Raw genomic sequence first — 15,419 nt, 5'->3', positions numbered from 1 at the left:
CGTGCGGCTACTTGCCCAGCCCCTGGGCCAGCAGGCGGTCCAGGGCGTTGGCGAAGGACTGTTTGTCCTTGTCGCTGAAGGGGGCGGGGCCGCCGCGGCCGGCCAGGCCCGCACCGCGCAGTTCATCCATCAGGTTGCGCACGGCGAGCCGCTCGCCGATGCTGCCCTTGTCGTAAATCTCGCCACGCGGGTTGATCGCGGTGATGCCGCGGCGCACCAGCCCGTCGGCCAGGGGGATGTCAGCCGTCACCACCAGATCACCGGGCTGCGCATGCTCGATGATATAGAGGTCGGCGACATCGGCCCCGCCGGGCACCACCACCTGGCGTACGCCTGGGGCAGCGGCGAGGCCGAGGGAGCTGTTGGCCACCAGCACCAGTTGCAGTTCCCGCCGGCGAGCAGCGCGCAGCATGATGTCGCGCACCGGGCGTGGGCAGGCGTCCGCATCGATCCACAGGGTCATGTAGTCATCCTCACGAGTCCGCCAGCTCGGCCTGCAACTGTTCCAGCGCCTCGTGGGCGTCCAGCCATTGCAGCTCGAGTTCGTCGATGCGCTGGCGGCAGTCGGCCTGGCGCGCCAGCAGCTCCTTGAGGCGCTGGCGGTTGGCGTCACTGTAGAGATCGGTATCGGCCAACAGGGTTTCGATGTCCTGCATGTCCTGCTGGGCGGCTTCGAGTTGCTGCTCCAGCTTGCCGGCGACCTTCTTCAGTGGGGCCAGTCGCTGGCGCTGCTCGGCAGCGAGGCGACGCTGGGCCTTGGCGTCCACCTTGGGGGCGGATGGCGCCTGGTCGCCCGCGGCGGCGTTGGCCTGCTGCTGGCGGAACTGCGCCAGCCAGCGGGTGTAGCTGTCCAGGTCGTCGGTATAGGTGGTCAGCTTGCCATCGGCCACCAGCCAGAGTTCGTCCGTGGTATCGCGGATCAGCGCGCGGTCGTGGGAGACCAGCAGCATGGCGCCTTCGAAGTTCTGCAGCGCCATGGTCAGGGCGTGGCGCATCTCCATATCCAGGTGGTTGGTCGGCTCGTCCAGCAACAGCAGGTTGGGCTTCTGCCAGGCGATCAGCGCCAGCGCCAGGCGGGCCTTCTCGCCGCCGGAGAAATGCAGTACCGGCTCCTCGGCCCGACTGCCATGGAAGTCGAAGCCGCCGAGGAAATTGCGCAGCTCCTGTTCCCGCTGCTGCGGAGCGATGCGCGCCAGGTGCAGCAGGGGGCTGGCCTGCGGGTCGAGGCTGTCGAGCTGGTGCTGGGCAAAATAGCCGATCGCCAGGTGTTCCCCGGTCTTCAATTCACCGGCGATCAGCGGCAGGGTGCCGGCGAGGGTCTTGATCAGGGTGGATTTGCCGGCACCGTTCGGGCCGAGGATACCGATGCGCGCACCGGGCGCCAGCTGCAGCTTGACGTTGTGCAGGATGGCCGCGCCGTTATAGCCCAGCACCCCCTCGCGCAGATCCAGCAGCGGGTTGGACTGGTTGTCGGCCTCACGGAAGCTGAAGTTGAACGGGGAGTCCAGGTGCGCGGGGCTCAGCGTCTCCATGCGTTCCAGGGCCTTGAGGCGGCTCTGCGCCTGGCGGGCCTTGGTCGCCTGGGCGCGGAAGCGGGCGATGTATTTCTGCATGTGCTCGCGCTGGGCCTGCTGCTTCTCGAAGGCGGCCTGCTGCTGGCTCAGGCGCTCGGCGCGGGTCCGCTCGAACTGGCTGTAGCCGCCGCGGTAGAGCGTCAGCTTCTGGGACTCCACATGCACGATATGCTCGACCACAGCATCGAGGAAGTCCCGGTCATGGGAAATCAGCAGCAGGGTGCCCTGATAGCTCTTCAGCCATTCTTCCAGCCAGAGGATGGCGTCCAGGTCCAGGTGGTTGGTCGGCTCGTCGAGCAGCAGCAGGTCCGAGGGGCACATCAGCGCCTGGGCCAGGTTGAGCCGCATTCGCCAGCCGCCGGAAAAGTCCCCGACCCGGACATCGCACTGGGCGGCACTGAAGCCAAGCCCGGCCAGCAGGGTGCGGGCGCGGCTGTCGGCGCTGAAGCCGCCATGGGATTCCAGTTCGGCATAGAGGCTGCCGAGGCGGGTGGCGTCCTGCAGCCGTTCGGCCTCCGTCAGTTGGCCCTGGATCGCCCGCAGGCGCTGGTCGCCATCGAGCACATAGTCGACGGCCAGGCGCTCCAGGTCATTGATTTCCTGGCGCATGTGGGCGATGCGCCAGTCCGCCGGCAGCGAGCAATCGCCACCGTCCGGGGTAAGCTCGCCACGCAGCAGGGCGAACAGGCTCGACTTGCCGGCGCCATTGGTGCCAAGCAGGCCGGCCTTCTGGCCCGGGTGCAGGGTCAGATTGGCATTTTCCAGCAGCCGTAGCGGGCCGCGTTGCAGGGTCAGGGCTTCGATCTTTATCATGGCGCGGAGTATATCAGCGCGGGAGCGAACGTCGATGGGCCGATTGTCACTGCCCGAATACGCGGGTCAGCTGTATGCATGGCCGGGTGTCGAGCCCCTGCTATTGGAGCTGCAGGACGCTGCCGGGCAGGATGTCCTGCTGCTGCTCACCGCCTGCTGGCTGGGCGTGCGCGGCAGTCCGGCGGATGGGCATCATTGGCAGCTGCTACAGGCGCGGCAGGCACCCTGGCGGCAGCAGGTAATCGAGCCACTGCGGCAGGTCCGTCGGGCGCTCACCGGCAACCCCGCGGCCGCGGCGCTGCGGGCCCAGGTGAAGGAGTGCGAGCTGGCTGCGGAGTGGCACCAGCTGGCGCAGCTGGAGCATTATTGCGAGGCGCTGGAGGTCGGCAAGGTCCGGTCGGACGCGGCGGTCGCGGCGCACCTGGCGCTGTGTGTTGGCGCGGCGGAGTCTGCAAAACTGACAGCCCTGGCGCAACTGGTCCTGACGAGGGAGGAAACTGTCGCCGCCGGCTTGGCGGCGACAGCGGGCGTTACTCTGCCGGGTCCGGCGCAGCCTCGGTAGTCGCTCCGGGCTTACGCCGGCCGCGGCGCGGGGCCTGGCGATTGCCGGAGCGAGGGGTAGCGGTCGGGTTGTCGCGTTTCTCGATGGCCTGGGTGACCTGCAGATCAATGCGATCCAGGCCCTTGGCCAGACGCAGGGTCTGGCGCACATCCTGTTGCAGCTGGCGGATGTAGCCCTGGGCATCGTCACGGGCCTGATCCAGCGTTGCCAGCGAGGCGGTCAGCTCCTCGATCCTGGCGGTCACCTTTTCCACCGGCTTGCTGCCTTCCTGCTGGCGTGCGGCCAATTTTTCCTGGGCTTCGGCGAGCTTTTCCTGCAGTTTCGCCTGTTCGCGGTCGAGCTTCTCCAGCGCCTTGTTGGCATCGGCTTCGGCCTGGGTGCAGGCATCGGCCAGATGCTCGTTCAGCGTGCGCGCCAGCACCTGCAGCAGGTGCAGCGGCGTCGGTACGCGGGCGGACTTCTGGTCTTCAGTTCTACCGGTCACGAATTACTCCATTGTTTCGGTAACGGGGGTGTTGCGATAAGCGGTGTGCAGCACCTCGATCAAACAATCCTCCAGTTCGAATCGCTCCAGCAACAGTCCGCCCAGCTTCAGCAGGCGCTTGTGCATGACATCGACCTTGAGCTTGCGGGTATGGTTGACACCATAGTAATCGTTGAAGATGACCGCGAACTGGGTGATGGTTTCGATCCGGGGGATGACCTGGCGAATGAGGGCAAGGGCGCGTTCGTCCCCGGCTTCCTCGGCGCCGCGCACCAGTTGTTCGTATACTGCGAAATGACCGGCGGAAGCGTAGTCCAGCAGGCTGCTGCAGAAGTTATTGAGCAGATCCTGGGTATCGACGTCGGGATCCTCAAGATCGCGCAGAGCAATGTAATGATCTACCAGCTTCTTGCGTTCAGCCAGCCAGCGGTCGATGAGCTTGTCGACCCCACCCCAGCGTTCCTGGGCTGTTCTGCACCTTTCCAGCATGATCCACCTCATCTGTGAGTCGGGATTGGGGTTGTTTTTCCCGGGGAGGCAACAGAATAGGCCAGTCAGTGCTGCGGTATCAAGACTTGCGGCGGTCCGGCTGCCGGCGATCAGTCCTGGCGTCGGAACAGCTGCACCAGGCCAAACAGGCCCAGGCCGATGAAGGCCAGCAGGGTGCACTCGGCGATACTCAGGCCGAGGAAAGTCCAGGTCACCTTGGCGCAGTCGGCGGTACCGCTGAACAGCAGGGTCAGCATTTCGACGACCGGCAGCACGTCGATCATGTAGTCGAGGCTGGGCAGGCAGGAGGGCAACTGGTCCGCAGGCTGGTGCTGCAGCCAGATCTGCCGACTGGCGGTGGCGCCGCCAAACAGGGCGAACAGCAGGACGCCAGCGGCATAGAAGCGCGTCGCCAGGCTGCGTTTGCGGCCGGGCCGGGGCTGCGGGTTGTGCAGTACGGCCGCCAGGCAGACCAGGCCGATGAGCAGGATGGCAAAGCGCTGCACTATGCACAGCGGGCAAGGCAGTAGCCCCATGACCAGTTCCATGTAGTACGCCGCTGCCAGCAGCAGCACGCAGGCAACGAACGCGATCAGGTATAGCGGGCGTGAGGCAGGCAGGGTCATGCGCACATCCATTGATGAGGGAAAGCGGGAGCTACCTTAGATGAAGGCCAGGGCAACTGACAAGGTATCGCCGGCTGCAGGGCAGCCGGCGACCAGGACGTCAGGCGCCGGCGTCGGCTGCCTCGGCGACCCGCCGCTGTTCGGACTGGGCGAACAGGGCATCGAAGTTCACCGGAGCCAGCATCAGGGGAGGGAAGCTGCCACGCAATACCAGGTTGTCGATGGCTTCGCGGGCATAGGGGAACAGGATGTTCGGGCAGAAGGCGCCCAGCGTGTGGCGCATGCCAGCTTCATCCAGGCCGCTGATGGCGAAGATACCGGCCTGCTGTACTTCGGCAATGAAGGTCACATCCTGCTCGCCGTTGGTCACGGTCACCGACAGGCTCAGCACTACTTCGTAGATACCGTCCTGCAGCTGGTTGTGGCGGGTGTTCAGGTCGAGGTTGACCTGCGGGTTCCACTGGCTCTGGAACACCGCCGGCGCCTTCGGTGATTCGAAGGAAAGATCCTTGACGTAGATGCGCTGCAGATTGAACTGCACCTGCGGCTGGTTGCCCTGTGCGCCATTGGCAGTGGTATTGTTCTGTTGCTCGTCAGCCATGTTCGGTCCTTGTTGGTTCCATTGTCTCGGGACGCCTCTGCAGGCCAGCGTCGCTGGCCCTGAGGGCCCTGTGTGCAGGCAATCAGCCTGCCAGCATTGTATCCAGTTTGCCTGAGCGTTCCAGCGCTATCAGATCATCACAGCCGCCCACGTGCGTGTCGCCGATCCAGATCTGTGGCACCGAGGTGCGGCCAGCCAGGCGCGCCATTTCCGCACGCACCTCGGGTTTGCCGTCCACCCGGATCTCGTTGTAACTGATGCCCTTGCCGTCAAGCAGTTGCTTGGCGCGGATGCAGAAGGGGCAATAGTTGCTGCTGTAGAGGGTGATCTCAGTCATATCGTCAACTCTTTACCAGGGGCAGGTTGTCCGCACGCCAGCCACCCACGCCCTGTGCCAGGCGGTGCACATGGGTGTAGCCAGCCGCTTTCAGCTGCTTGGAAAGAGGGCCGGCATTCTGGCCGTTGGCACATACCAGGATGATGGGTTTGTCCTTGTGCTTCTCCAGTTCGACCATGCGATTGGCGAAGCTATCCTGGGGAAGGTTGATCGAGCCGACGATATGACCGGCGGCGTAGTCCTTCTTCGACCGCGTATCGACGACCACGGCGCCTTCCCGGTTGATCAGTGCCGTGGCCTGCTGCGTGGTGATGGCTTTACCGGCCTTGCGGCCCTCGGTGATGATCAACAGCGCAAGTACAACCAGAAAGGCGCTGGTGAGCCAATAATGGTTGCCTATGAATTCGATAAGGTGCTGTAGAAACTGCATGGAGGTATGATTCCGGAACCGTTGAAGGCCGCCAGTATACACAGCCCGGTCGGGCGGCAGAACCTCCGGCGTGCATGACACACCGGAGCCGGCCAAGTAAACTGGCGCCAGCATGCCTGCCGGGCACGGCAGTGCACTCCTTGCCTCTTTCATACAGCGAGTCTAATCGGATGACAGCAACTCCCAAACCCGTGGTATTGATGATTCTGGATGGCTTTGGACACAGTGAATCCCCCGAGTCCAACGCCATCATGGCCGCCAACACCCCCGTATGGGATCGTCTGTGGACGACCGCACCGCGTACCCTGGTTTCCGGCTCGGGCATGGATGTCGGCCTGCCGGACGGGCAGATGGGCAACTCCGAGGTCGGCCATATGAACCTCGGCGCCGGTCGCGTGGTGTACCAGGACTTCACCCGGGTCACCAAGGCGATCGCCGATGGCGACTTCTTCACCAACGAAGCCATTTGCCAGGCGGTGGACAAGGCGGTGGAGGCCGGCCGCGCGGTGCATGTCATGGGGCTGCTGTCCCCGGGTGGCGTGCACAGTCACGAAGAGCAATTGGTAGCCATGGTCGAGCTGGCCGCCCGCCGGGGCGCCGAGCAGATCCAGGTACATGCCTTCCTCGATGGCCGCGATACCCCGCCCAAGAGCGCCGCACCTTCCCTGGCGCTGCTGGAACAGGCCTATCAGCGTCTCGGCAAGGGTCGCACCGCCAGCCTTATCGGACGCTATTTCGCCATGGACCGGGACAACCGCTGGGAGCGGGTCGAAGCGGCCTACAATCTGATTGCCGAAGGCCAGGGTGCCTTCCAGGCCGAGACCGCGGAAGCAGCGCTGGAGGCTGCCTACCAGCGTGGCGAGAGCGACGAGTTCGTCAAGGCCACGGTGATTGGCGCGCCGGTCCGGGTGGAGGATGGCGATGCGGTGGTGTTCATGAACTTCCGCGCCGACCGTGCCCGCGAGCTGACCCGCGCCTTCGTCCAGCCGGACTTCGACGGCTTTGCCCGGCCGCGCCCGCTGAACATGGCCGGCTACGTCATGCTGACCCAGTACGCTGCCGACATTCCCGCACCCTGCGCCTTCCCGCCGTCGGCCCTGACCAACGTGCTGGGCGAATACCTGGCCAGCCAGGGCAAGACCCAGCTGCGCATTGCGGAAACCGAGAAGTATGCCCACGTCACCTTCTTCTTCTCCGGCGGCCGTGAGGAGCCCTTCGAAGGCGAAGAGCGCATCCTGATCCCGTCGCCCAAGGTCGCCACCTATGACCTGCAGCCGGAGATGAGCGCGCCGGAAGTGACTGACCGCATCGTCGAGGCTATCGAGCAGCAGCGCTACGACGCCATCATCGTCAACTATGCCAATGGCGACATGGTCGGGCATACCGGCGTGTTCGAATCGGCGGTCAAGGCGGTCGAGTGCCTGGATCACTGTATCGGTCGCATCGAGGCGGCCCTGGCCAAGGTGGGTGGTGAAGCGTTGATTACCGCTGACCACGGCAACGTCGAGCAGATGGCTGACGCCAGCACGGGGCAGGCCCATACCGCCCATACCTGCGAACCGGTGCCCTTTGTCTATGTCGGTCCGCGCAAGGTGAGCATGCGCGACGGCGGCATCCTGTCCGATGTGGCGCCCACGGTCCTGACCCTGCTGGGGCTGGAGCAGCCGGCGGAAATGACCGGCCGCTCCATCGTCAGCCTGCACGACTGAGCGCCGCCATGGGCTCGCGGTCATGGACCGGGATACTGTTGCTGTGCCTGCTGCTGCCGGTCATGCCGACGTTGGCGCAGCCCAACGACGCCGAACAGGCCCGGGCTGAGCTGAAACAGGCCGAGCAGGAAATCAGCCGCCTGAAGAAGCTGCTGGACTCGGTCAAGCAGGAAGCCTCGGGGCTGGAAAAGGAGCTGCAGGACAGCGAGCGCGAGATCGGCCGGTTGCGGCGCGAAAGTTCCGAGCTGGAGCAGCAGATCCGCGAGGGCGAAAGCCGGCTGCAGGATCTGCAGCAGCAGGCCCAGGGGCTGCAGGTGGCGCTGGAGGCCCAGCAGGAACAGATCGCCCGCCAGGTGCGGGCGGCCTATATGGCTGGGCGCCAGGATTACCTGAAGATGGTCCTCAATATGGATGATCCCTCCCGGGTCGCGCGCATGCTGCGCTATTACGGCTATGTCAGCCGCGCCCGGGTGGAGGAGATCGAACGATACGGCGAGACCATCGAGCAGATCCGCCAGGCCAGCGCCGAGATTGCTAGCCAGCAGACCGCCCTGCAGCAGGACCGGGAGACATTGGCGGTCCAGGAGCAGCAGCTGCAGGCTGAGCGGGACAAGCGCGGTCGGGTGCTGGCCGGGTTGCGCGAACGCAGCCAGTCGCAGCAACAACAGATCAGTCAGCGTGAGCGCGAACGGGCCGAGCTGGCGGCGCTGATCAAGAAACTCGATGAAGCCATCACCAGCATCGCAGCCCCCGCCGGCAGCTTGCCCTTCGCCCAGGCCAAGGGCAAGCTGCCCTTGCCGGTCAACGGGCGTATCCAGGCGCGCTTTGGCAGCCAGCGCGGTGCCGATGCCCGGCTCAAGTGGGATGGCCTGATGATTGCCGCCCGCGAGGGCGCGCCGGTGCATGCCGTGCATGGGGGGCGGGTGGTGTTCGCCGACTGGCTGCGGGGCTCGGGGCTGCTGCTGATCCTCGACCATGGCAATGGCTATCTCAGCCTGTATGGCCACAACCAGAGCCTGCTGCGCGATGTCGGCAGCTGGGTCCAGCCAGGCGAGGCGATTGCTACCGTTGGCAGCAGCGGCGGAATGGGTGAAGCCGCCCTGTATTTTTCCATTCGTCACCGCGGCCAGGCTCTGGATCCGGCTGCCTGGTGTATGCTTCCTTCCTGATTGCTTTGAAAAATCTCCGGCGCTCGGCCATGCTGCAGGGGCTCGTTACGCTTTTTCAGGCGATCGGGAAGTGTTGAGTGACCTCAAGTGGCGGCAGATCATCAATACTGTCTGGCCCTATCGGGAATCGTTCGTGGATCCAATGCCTTGACCTGGAGAATTTGATGACCGCTGTGCAGAATTTGTCCGTCGCCTGCCTTTGCCTCATGCTCGGCTGGATCCCCGTTCAGGCTCAGGAGCGAGAGGCGGCCGCGCCCTTGCCGCTCAATGAGTTGCGCACCTTCACCGAGGTGCTGGAGCGGATTCGCACTGCCTATGTCGAGCCGGTCGACGATGCCACGCTGCTGGAAAACGCCATCCGCGGCATGCTGGAGGGGCTGGATCCACATTCTGCCTATCTGGAGCCTGAAGCCTTCCAGGGCCTGCAGGACACCACCACCGGCCAGTTCGGCGGGTTGGGCATCGAGGTCGGCCAGGAAGACGGTTTCATCAAGGTCATTTCGCCAATCGACGACACTCCCGCGTCCCGGGCCGGCATCGAGCCGGGCGATCTGATTGTCAAGATCGACGATCACCCGGTCAAAGGCATGAGCCTGGTCGATGCGGTGGAGCGGATGCGTGGGCCGGCCGGCTCCAAGATTACCCTGACCCTGGTGCGGGGCGCCGGGCGACCCTTCGACCTGGAGCTGGAGCGGGCGGTGATCAAGGTCAAGAGCGTGCGCACCGAAACCCTCGAGCCGGGCTATGCCTACCTGCGAATCACCCAGTTCCAGAACAACACCGGCGAAGAGGTTCGCCGCAGTCTGCAGACCCTCACCGCCAAGAACGAACTCAAGGGGCTGGTGCTGGATCTGCGCAACAACCCCGGTGGGGTACTGCAATCCGCAGTGGAAGTAGCGGACGCCTTCCTTACCGAAGGGGTGATCGTCTACACCAAGGGTCGCCTGCCCAATAGCGAGATGCGCTTCAACGCCTCGGCGGCGAATCCCGGCAAGGAGATCCCCATGGTGGTGTTGATCAATGGCGGCTCGGCCTCGGCCTCGGAGATCGTCGCTGGCGCCCTGCAGGATCGGGGTCGGGCGGTGATCATGGGGACCGACAGTTTTGGCAAGGGCTCGGTGCAGACCGTACTGCCGCTGAACAATGACCGGGCCCTGAAGCTCACCACGGCGCTGTACTACACGCCCAACGGCCGCTCGATCCAGGCCCAGGGCATCGTGCCGGATATCCGCGTGGACCGGGCGCGGCTGACGCGCAACGATGAGGACCCGGGTTATCGCGAGGCCGACCTGCTTGGCCACCTGGACAATATCGATAGCGAGGAGGCGCCGCCCCTGCGCACGCCGCCGACCGATGCCACGGCTGAACGGGACGCCGACTACCAATTGAATCAAGCCCTGAACCTGCTCAAGGGACTCAATATTACCCGCGCTCGATGATCGCCTGGTGGCGGACGCCGGCCAGCCGCGGGCTGCTGGCCGGTTGTCTGCTTGTGCTACTCAACGGTTGTGGCGAGCCGGATGCCCCGGCGCCTGAGCGTTCCGCCGAGCCGGTGGCGACCCTCCCGCCTGAGCTCCCTGCTCCGGAGCCGGCCCGGCAGGACGAGGCCCATTACGATGAGCTGCGGGCGCGCTGGCTGGAACTGGAACATGCGGCCCGGCCGCCAGCGGCGGCCGCAGACGCTATACCCGAGCCGGCGGCAGAGCCTGTCGAACCAGCTCCCATCCCCGTTACCGATCCCGGTGCGACCCCGGCGATCGGGATCATCATCGATGATGTCGGTCATCACCTCAGTCGGGGCCGCCGGCTTATCGCCCTGCCGGTGCCGGTAGCCCTGGCGATCCTGCCCCATACCCAGTCAGCCGATGCGCTGGCCGCGGAGGCCGCCGCCGCAGGCCGTATCGTCATGCTGCACCAGCCCATGGAGAACGGCGCGGCGCTACCCATCGGGCCGGGTGGTTTGTATAGCGACATGGAGCGTGCGGAGCTGGAGCGGACCCTGCGTGCCAACCTGGACAGCATTGCGGGCATTCGTGGGCTCAACAACCATATGGGTAGCCGCCTGACCAGCGATCGCCAGGCCATGGATTGGGTGATGCCGCTACTGGCGCAGCGGGGCCTGTTCTTCGTTGATAGCCGCACCTCGGCGGCGACCCAGGCCGCCTTCGCCGCCGAGGCGGCGGGCGTACGGCACCTGTCGCGGGATGTGTTTCTCGATAACGACCGTTCCGCCGCCGGCCTCGAAGCGGCCTTCCAGCGCGCCTTGGTCCTGGCGCGCCAGCGCGGCACCGCCCTGGTGATCGGGCATCCCTATCCGGAAACGCTGGCGTATCTGGAGCGGCGGCTACCTGATCTGCAACGGCAGGAGGGAGTGGAAGTGGTCAGTGTGGAAGAGCTGCTGGCGCGCAAGTACCGGTAAGGTGACTAGGCGCGCCGCCAGCAGAACAGCGAAAGGCCTGGGTTACAAGCGCATCTCGATACCGCGCTCGGCCATATAGGCCTTGGCTTCGGCAATGGTGTATTCGCCAAAATGGAAGATGCTGGCCGCCAGCACCGCGTCGGCGCCGCCGAGCAGTACCCCGTCAGCCAGGTGCTGCAGGTTGCCCACACCCCCGGAGGCAATGACCGGCACACTGACCGCATCGCTGATGGCGCGGGTCACGCCCAGGTCGTAGCCGCTCTTGACGCCATCCTGGTCCATGCTGGTCAGCAGGATTTCACCGGCGCCGAGGCTCTCCATCTTCTTCGCCCACTCGACAGCGTCGAGCCCGGTGGGCTTGCGCCCGCCGTGGGTGAAGATCTCCCAGCGGGCCGGTTCGCCAGGGGCGGACACCCGCTTGGCGTCGATGGCCACGACGATGCACTGGGAGCCGAAGCGATCGGCGGCCTCGCCGACGAACTCGGGCGTGAATACCGCCGCGGAGTTGATCGACACCTTGTCGGCGCCGGCGTTGAGCAGGTTGCGAATGTCCTGCACGGTGCGCACACCGCCGCCTACGGTCAGCGGAATGAACACCTCGCTGGCCATGCGCTCGACGGTGTGCAGGGTGGTGTCACGGCCCTCATGGGTGGCGGTGATGTCGAGGAAGGTGATCTCGTCGGCACCCTGCTCGTTGTAGCGCCGGGCAATCTCTACCGGGTCACCGGCGTCGCGGATGTTCTCGAACTTGACGCCTTTGACGACGCGGCCATTTTCCACGTCGAGGCAGGGGATAATGCGTTTGGCGAGGCTCATGGGCAGCTCCAGGTCAGGGTGTCAGGCGATCATCGCGGCGCGGGGCCGCTCCTACTTCTGCGCGGCCCGGTCACACAGCGCCTGGGCTTCGGCCACGTCCAGCGTGCCTTCGTAGATGGCGCGGCCGGTGATAGCGCCGATGATGCCGGGGGCATTGGCATTGAGCAGGCTCTGGATATCACCCAGGTTATGGATGCCGCCGGAGGCGATCACCGGGATCGAGGTTGCATGGGCCAAGGCGGCGGTGGCGTCCACGTTGCAGCCCTGCATCATGCCGTCCTTGGCGATGTCGGTATAGACGATCGCGGAGACGCCATCGGCCTCGAAGCGCTTGGCCAGGTCGATGACCTGCAGCTCGCTGACCTCGGCCCAGCCGTCGGTGGCGACGAAGCCATCCTTGGCATCGAGGCCGACGATGACCTTGCCGGGGAAGGCGCGGCAGGCTTCACCGACAAACTCCGGCTGCTTGACCGCCTTGGTGCCGATGATCACGTAACTCACGCCGGCGCGCACGTAATGCTCGATAGTCTCCAGCGAACGGATGCCGCCGCCGATCTGGATCGGCAGGTTGGGGTAGCGCTTGGCAATGGCCGTCACGACTTCGCCATTGACCGGCTGGCCTTCGAAGGCGCCGTTCAGATCGACCAGGTGCAGGCGGCGGCAACCGGCCTCGACCCACTTGGCGGCCATGGCCACCGGATCATCGGAGAATACCGTGGCATCGTCCATCAGCCCCTGGCGCAAACGCACGCAGGCGCCATCCTTGAGGTCAATAGCGGGGATAATCAGCATAGCTTTTTCCTTCGGAAAAAGAGCTTCAAGCTTCAAGCTTCAAGCTTCAGGCGGAATGCCTTGAAGCCTGAGCTGGCAGCTTGCGGCTCGGTTTTTACCACCGCCCATCCCACGCCAGAAAATTCTGCAGCAGCTGCAGGCCGTTGGTGTGGCTCTTTTCCGGGTGGAATTGGGTGGCGAATATATTGTCCTGGGCCAGTGCGGCGGCAAAGTCCACGCCGTAGTGGCAGCGCCCGGCCATCTGGGTCTGCTTGCCCGGACGGGCGTAATAACTGTGCACGAAGTAGAAGCGCGCGTCCTGCTCGATGCGGTGCCACAGGGGGTGGTCGGCGCTCTGCTTGACCTGGTTCCAACCCATGTGCGGCACCTTCAGCCGGACATCGTTTTCCTGCAGGTCGTTGCCGAAGAACTTCACGGTGCCGGGGAACAGGCCCAGCCCGTCCACGCCGCCGTTTTCCTCGCTACGCTCGAGCAGCATCTGCATGCCAACGCAGATGCCCAGCAGGGGCTTTTCCTCGACCAGGTCACGCACCAACTGATCCAATCCCAACCGGCGCAGCTCGGTGATGCAATCGCGGATGGCGCCGACGCCGGGCAATACTACCCGGTCGGCATCCAGCAGTTGCTGCCGGTCACTGGTGACCAGTACCTGGCGCGCACCGGCGTGCTCCAGCGCCTTGGCAACCGAGTGCAGGTTGCCCATGCCGTAATCGATGACGGCGACCGAGCTCATTTACAGCGAACCCTTGGTCGAGGGAATGCGATCGCCCATGCGCGGGTCGATTTCCACGGCCATGCGCAGGGCGCGACCGAAGGCCTTGAACACGGTCTCGATCTGGTGGTGGGTGTTGACGCCACGCAGGTTGTCGATGTGCAGGGTCACCAGGGCATGGTTGACGAAACCCTGGAAAAATTCCTGGAACAGGTCCACATCGAAGCGGCCGACGACCGCGCGGGTGTAGGGCACGTGCATCTGCAGGCCGGGGCGGCCGGAGAAATCCAGGGCCACCCGCGACAGCGCCTCGTCCATGGGGACGTAGGAGTGCCCGTAGCGGCGCAGCCCCTTCTTGTCGCCCACGGCCTGGGCAAAGGCCTGGCCCAGGGTGATGCCGACATCTTCCACGGTGTGGTGGTCGTCGATGTGGAGGTCGCCGCGACATTCGATATGCATGTCGATCAGGCCGTGCCGGGCTACCTGGTCCAGCATGTGCTCGAGGAAGGGAACGCCGATATCGAAGTGCGCCTGGCCGGTACCGTCCAGGTTGATTTCCACTTTGATCTGGGTTTCCGACGTGTTGCGCTCGACACTCGCCCTGCGCTGCGTCATGGCCATTCTCCACAAATATTCTGAATCAAGGGCGGGCATTATACGGCTAGCCCCAGCCCGGGGCTATAGACAGCGGGGATTAGCGGCCCGGCTCGGGTACATCTGCCGGGTCGGCTGGCTCTTCGTCGAGCTTTTCCTCGGCCAGCGCCTGGTCGTCGGCGTTGGCATCCAGCCCCTGCTGGCTTTGCTCGGCGGCGTGGTATTGCAGCTCGACCAGGACGGGAAAGTGGTCCGAGCCGACGTGGGGCAGGCGCTGGATGCTGCGCAGGGTGAAATGGCTGCTGTGGAAGATGTGATCCAGCGGCCAGCGCAGAAACCAGTGATCGGCGTGGAAGGTGTTGAACATGCCGCGTCCGACCCGGGGGTCCAGCAGGCCGCTGATCTTGCGAAACAGCCGGGTGGTGGTCGACCAGGCGACATCGTTCAGGTCGCCGGTGACAATCACCGGGCCGTCGGCATCTTCCAGCCGCTTGGCGACCAGCAGCAGCTCGACGTCGCGCTCGGTGGATTCGTCGTTCTCGGTGGGGCTGGGGGGCGCGGGGTGCAGGAAGTGCACCTGCACGCAGTCGCCGCCCGGCAGCCGTACCCCGGTATGGATCGAGGGCACATCGTCCTCGACCAGCCAGGCGACTTCCGCGTCCTGCAACGGCAGCCGGGAATACACATGCATGCCATAGAGATTCTCCAACGGACATTTGACCGTGTGCGGGTAATCCGGCTGCAGGGCGTCGAGCTGGGTCTGCCACCAGTCGTTGGATTCCAGGGTGACGACAATATCGGGCTGATGAGCGCGGATCTGCGCCAACAGCAGGTCGGCGCGGCGGTTGGGGGTCAGCACATTGGAGACCAGGATGCGCAGGGTCTCGCCGCCCGGCTCGGTTGCCGGCTGCACTTCGCGCCGCCACAACCGGGTGTAGGGCAGTATCCACCAGGCCTGGTAGCCCAGGCACAGGGTGCAGAGCGTCAGCGGCAGCCAGCTGCGCGGTTGGCTCAGGTCCAGCAGCAGTAGGCTGGCCAGCAGCAGCAGGGCGAGCAGGGTGGCCAACTGCAGCCGCGGAAAGTCCCAGACCCGTACCCACCAGGCTTCGTTGCGGCTCAGCGGCAGCAGCGTGAGGAATGCCAGTACGCCGGTGATCAGGCAGAGGGTCAACCATACCATCGCGGATTATCTCGAATTCAGGGACTGCCATCCTAACGCATCCACCCGGCTTTGCGCGTCTTGTGTGCCTTTCCTTGCCGGTGGGCAGGGGGCAGAATGGTGGGTAAATATC

18 protein-coding genes are annotated in these 15,419 nt (G+C 65.0%); 5 read left to right on the top strand and 13 right to left on the bottom strand.

All coding sequences use genetic code 11. The features are described from left to right. Positions 1 to 7: 7 nt before the first annotated feature. Together VG99_RS06800 and VG99_RS06795 are read right to left on the bottom strand one after the other, a co-directional pair. The gene (locus tag VG99_RS06800; RefSeq protein WP_044498985.1) at positions 8 to 463 is read right to left on the bottom strand and encodes a YaiI/YqxD family protein; all 456 of its coding nucleotides are present in this window, start codon (positions 461 to 463) and stop codon (positions 8 to 10) included. A 10-nt stretch (positions 464 to 473) separates the two neighbouring features. Further along, positions 474 to 2,387, bottom strand: a complete 1,914-nt coding sequence (locus VG99_RS06795) for an ATP-binding cassette domain-containing protein (protein WP_044498982.1) — start codon at positions 2,385 to 2,387, stop codon at positions 474 to 476. Between the two features lie 34 nt (positions 2,388 to 2,421). On the opposite strand from VG99_RS06795, the gene VG99_RS15490 reads away from it, so the two are divergent. After that, positions 2,422 to 2,949, top strand: a complete 528-nt coding sequence (locus VG99_RS15490) for a TIGR02444 family protein (RefSeq protein WP_052508725.1) — start codon at positions 2,422 to 2,424, stop codon at positions 2,947 to 2,949. On the opposite strand, the gene VG99_RS06785 is transcribed toward VG99_RS15490, so the two are convergent. The 6 genes from VG99_RS06785 to VG99_RS06760 all read right to left on the bottom strand — a co-directional run bounded on the left by VG99_RS06785 (position 2,918) and on the right by VG99_RS06760 (position 5,916). Further along, complete coding sequence (locus VG99_RS06785) at positions 2,918 to 3,433, bottom strand: hypothetical protein (protein WP_052508724.1); 516 nt, start codon at positions 3,431 to 3,433, stop codon at positions 2,918 to 2,920. The genes VG99_RS15490 and VG99_RS06785 overlap by 32 nt on opposite strands. A gap of 3 nt (positions 3,434 to 3,436) precedes the next feature. Beyond that, a complete protein-coding gene (locus VG99_RS06780) occupies positions 3,437 to 3,922 on the bottom strand; it encodes an Rsd/AlgQ family anti-sigma factor (protein WP_044498981.1) in 486 nt (161 codons plus the stop codon). A 110-nt stretch (positions 3,923 to 4,032) separates the two neighbouring features. Continuing rightward, entirely contained in the window at positions 4,033 to 4,548 is a 516-nt protein-coding gene (locus tag VG99_RS06775) for a disulfide bond formation protein B (RefSeq protein ID WP_044498980.1), read from the bottom strand. 100 nt (positions 4,549 to 4,648) lie between these two features. Further along, on the bottom strand, positions 4,649 to 5,149 hold the full coding sequence (gene secB / locus VG99_RS06770; protein ID WP_044498979.1) for a protein-export chaperone SecB: 501 nt from the start codon (positions 5,147 to 5,149) through the stop codon (positions 4,649 to 4,651). 82 nt (positions 5,150 to 5,231) lie between these two features. Next, positions 5,232 to 5,486, bottom strand: coding sequence for a glutaredoxin 3 (grxC, locus tag VG99_RS06765; RefSeq protein ID WP_044498978.1), 255 nt, complete (start codon positions 5,484 to 5,486; stop codon positions 5,232 to 5,234). Positions 5,487 to 5,490: 4 nt separating this feature from the next. After that, the gene (locus VG99_RS06760) at positions 5,491 to 5,916 is read right to left on the bottom strand and encodes a rhodanese-like domain-containing protein (protein WP_044501496.1); all 426 of its coding nucleotides are present in this window, start codon (positions 5,914 to 5,916) and stop codon (positions 5,491 to 5,493) included. 170 nt (positions 5,917 to 6,086) lie between these two features. Here VG99_RS06760 and gpmI point away from each other — a divergent pair, with 170 nt between their 5' ends. From gpmI to VG99_RS06740, 4 genes are all read left to right on the top strand, one after another. After that, a complete protein-coding gene (gene gpmI, locus VG99_RS06755) occupies positions 6,087 to 7,625 on the top strand; it encodes a 2,3-bisphosphoglycerate-independent phosphoglycerate mutase (protein ID WP_044498977.1) in 1,539 nt (512 codons plus the stop codon). Between the two features lie 8 nt (positions 7,626 to 7,633). After that, entirely contained in the window at positions 7,634 to 8,794 is a 1,161-nt protein-coding gene (locus VG99_RS06750; protein WP_044498976.1) for a murein hydrolase activator EnvC family protein, read from the top strand. 164 nt (positions 8,795 to 8,958) lie between these two features. Then, positions 8,959 to 10,233 carry a S41 family peptidase gene (locus tag VG99_RS06745; RefSeq protein ID WP_044498975.1) on the top strand — a complete coding sequence of 425 codons (1,275 nt, stop codon included), beginning with the start codon at positions 8,959 to 8,961 and terminating at the stop codon, positions 10,231 to 10,233. Next, complete coding sequence (locus VG99_RS06740) at positions 10,230 to 11,213, top strand: divergent polysaccharide deacetylase family protein (RefSeq protein WP_052508723.1); 984 nt, start codon at positions 10,230 to 10,232, stop codon at positions 11,211 to 11,213. Before VG99_RS06745 ends, VG99_RS06740 begins: the two co-directional genes overlap by 4 nt. Before the next feature lie 42 nt (positions 11,214 to 11,255). Here VG99_RS06740 and hisF read toward each other — a convergent pair whose 3' ends face one another. The 5 genes from hisF to VG99_RS06715 form a co-directional block, all read right to left on the bottom strand. Next, positions 11,256 to 12,029, bottom strand: a complete 774-nt coding sequence (hisF, locus tag VG99_RS06735) for an imidazole glycerol phosphate synthase subunit HisF (RefSeq protein ID WP_044498974.1) — start codon at positions 12,027 to 12,029, stop codon at positions 11,256 to 11,258. Positions 12,030 to 12,080: 51 nt separating this feature from the next. Continuing rightward, positions 12,081 to 12,821 (bottom strand): 1-(5-phosphoribosyl)-5-[(5-phosphoribosylamino)methylideneamino]imidazole-4-carboxamide isomerase, encoded by a 741-nt coding sequence (hisA, locus tag VG99_RS06730; RefSeq protein WP_044498973.1) that lies wholly within the window; start codon positions 12,819 to 12,821, stop codon positions 12,081 to 12,083. A gap of 94 nt (positions 12,822 to 12,915) precedes the next feature. Beyond that, positions 12,916 to 13,554 carry an imidazole glycerol phosphate synthase subunit HisH gene (gene hisH / locus VG99_RS06725; protein WP_044498972.1) on the bottom strand — a complete coding sequence of 213 codons (639 nt, stop codon included), beginning with the start codon at positions 13,552 to 13,554 and terminating at the stop codon, positions 12,916 to 12,918. Then, positions 13,555 to 14,148: an imidazoleglycerol-phosphate dehydratase HisB gene (gene hisB / locus VG99_RS06720; protein ID WP_044498971.1), complete on the bottom strand. Its 594-nt coding sequence runs from the start codon at positions 14,146 to 14,148 to the stop codon at positions 13,555 to 13,557. It lies immediately after the preceding gene. Between the two features lie 79 nt (positions 14,149 to 14,227). Then, the gene (locus tag VG99_RS06715; protein WP_044498970.1) at positions 14,228 to 15,307 is read right to left on the bottom strand and encodes an endonuclease/exonuclease/phosphatase family protein; all 1,080 of its coding nucleotides are present in this window, start codon (positions 15,305 to 15,307) and stop codon (positions 14,228 to 14,230) included. Positions 15,308 to 15,419: the final 112 nt, after the last annotated feature.

It is taken from the genome of Pseudomonas saudimassiliensis (genome assembly GCF_000939975.1).
Taxonomy (GTDB): domain Bacteria; phylum Pseudomonadota; class Gammaproteobacteria; order Pseudomonadales; family Pseudomonadaceae; genus Halopseudomonas; species Halopseudomonas saudimassiliensis.
Note: the sequence above shows the minus strand (reverse complement) of the source record. Positions and strands in the feature narration are given on the sequence as shown.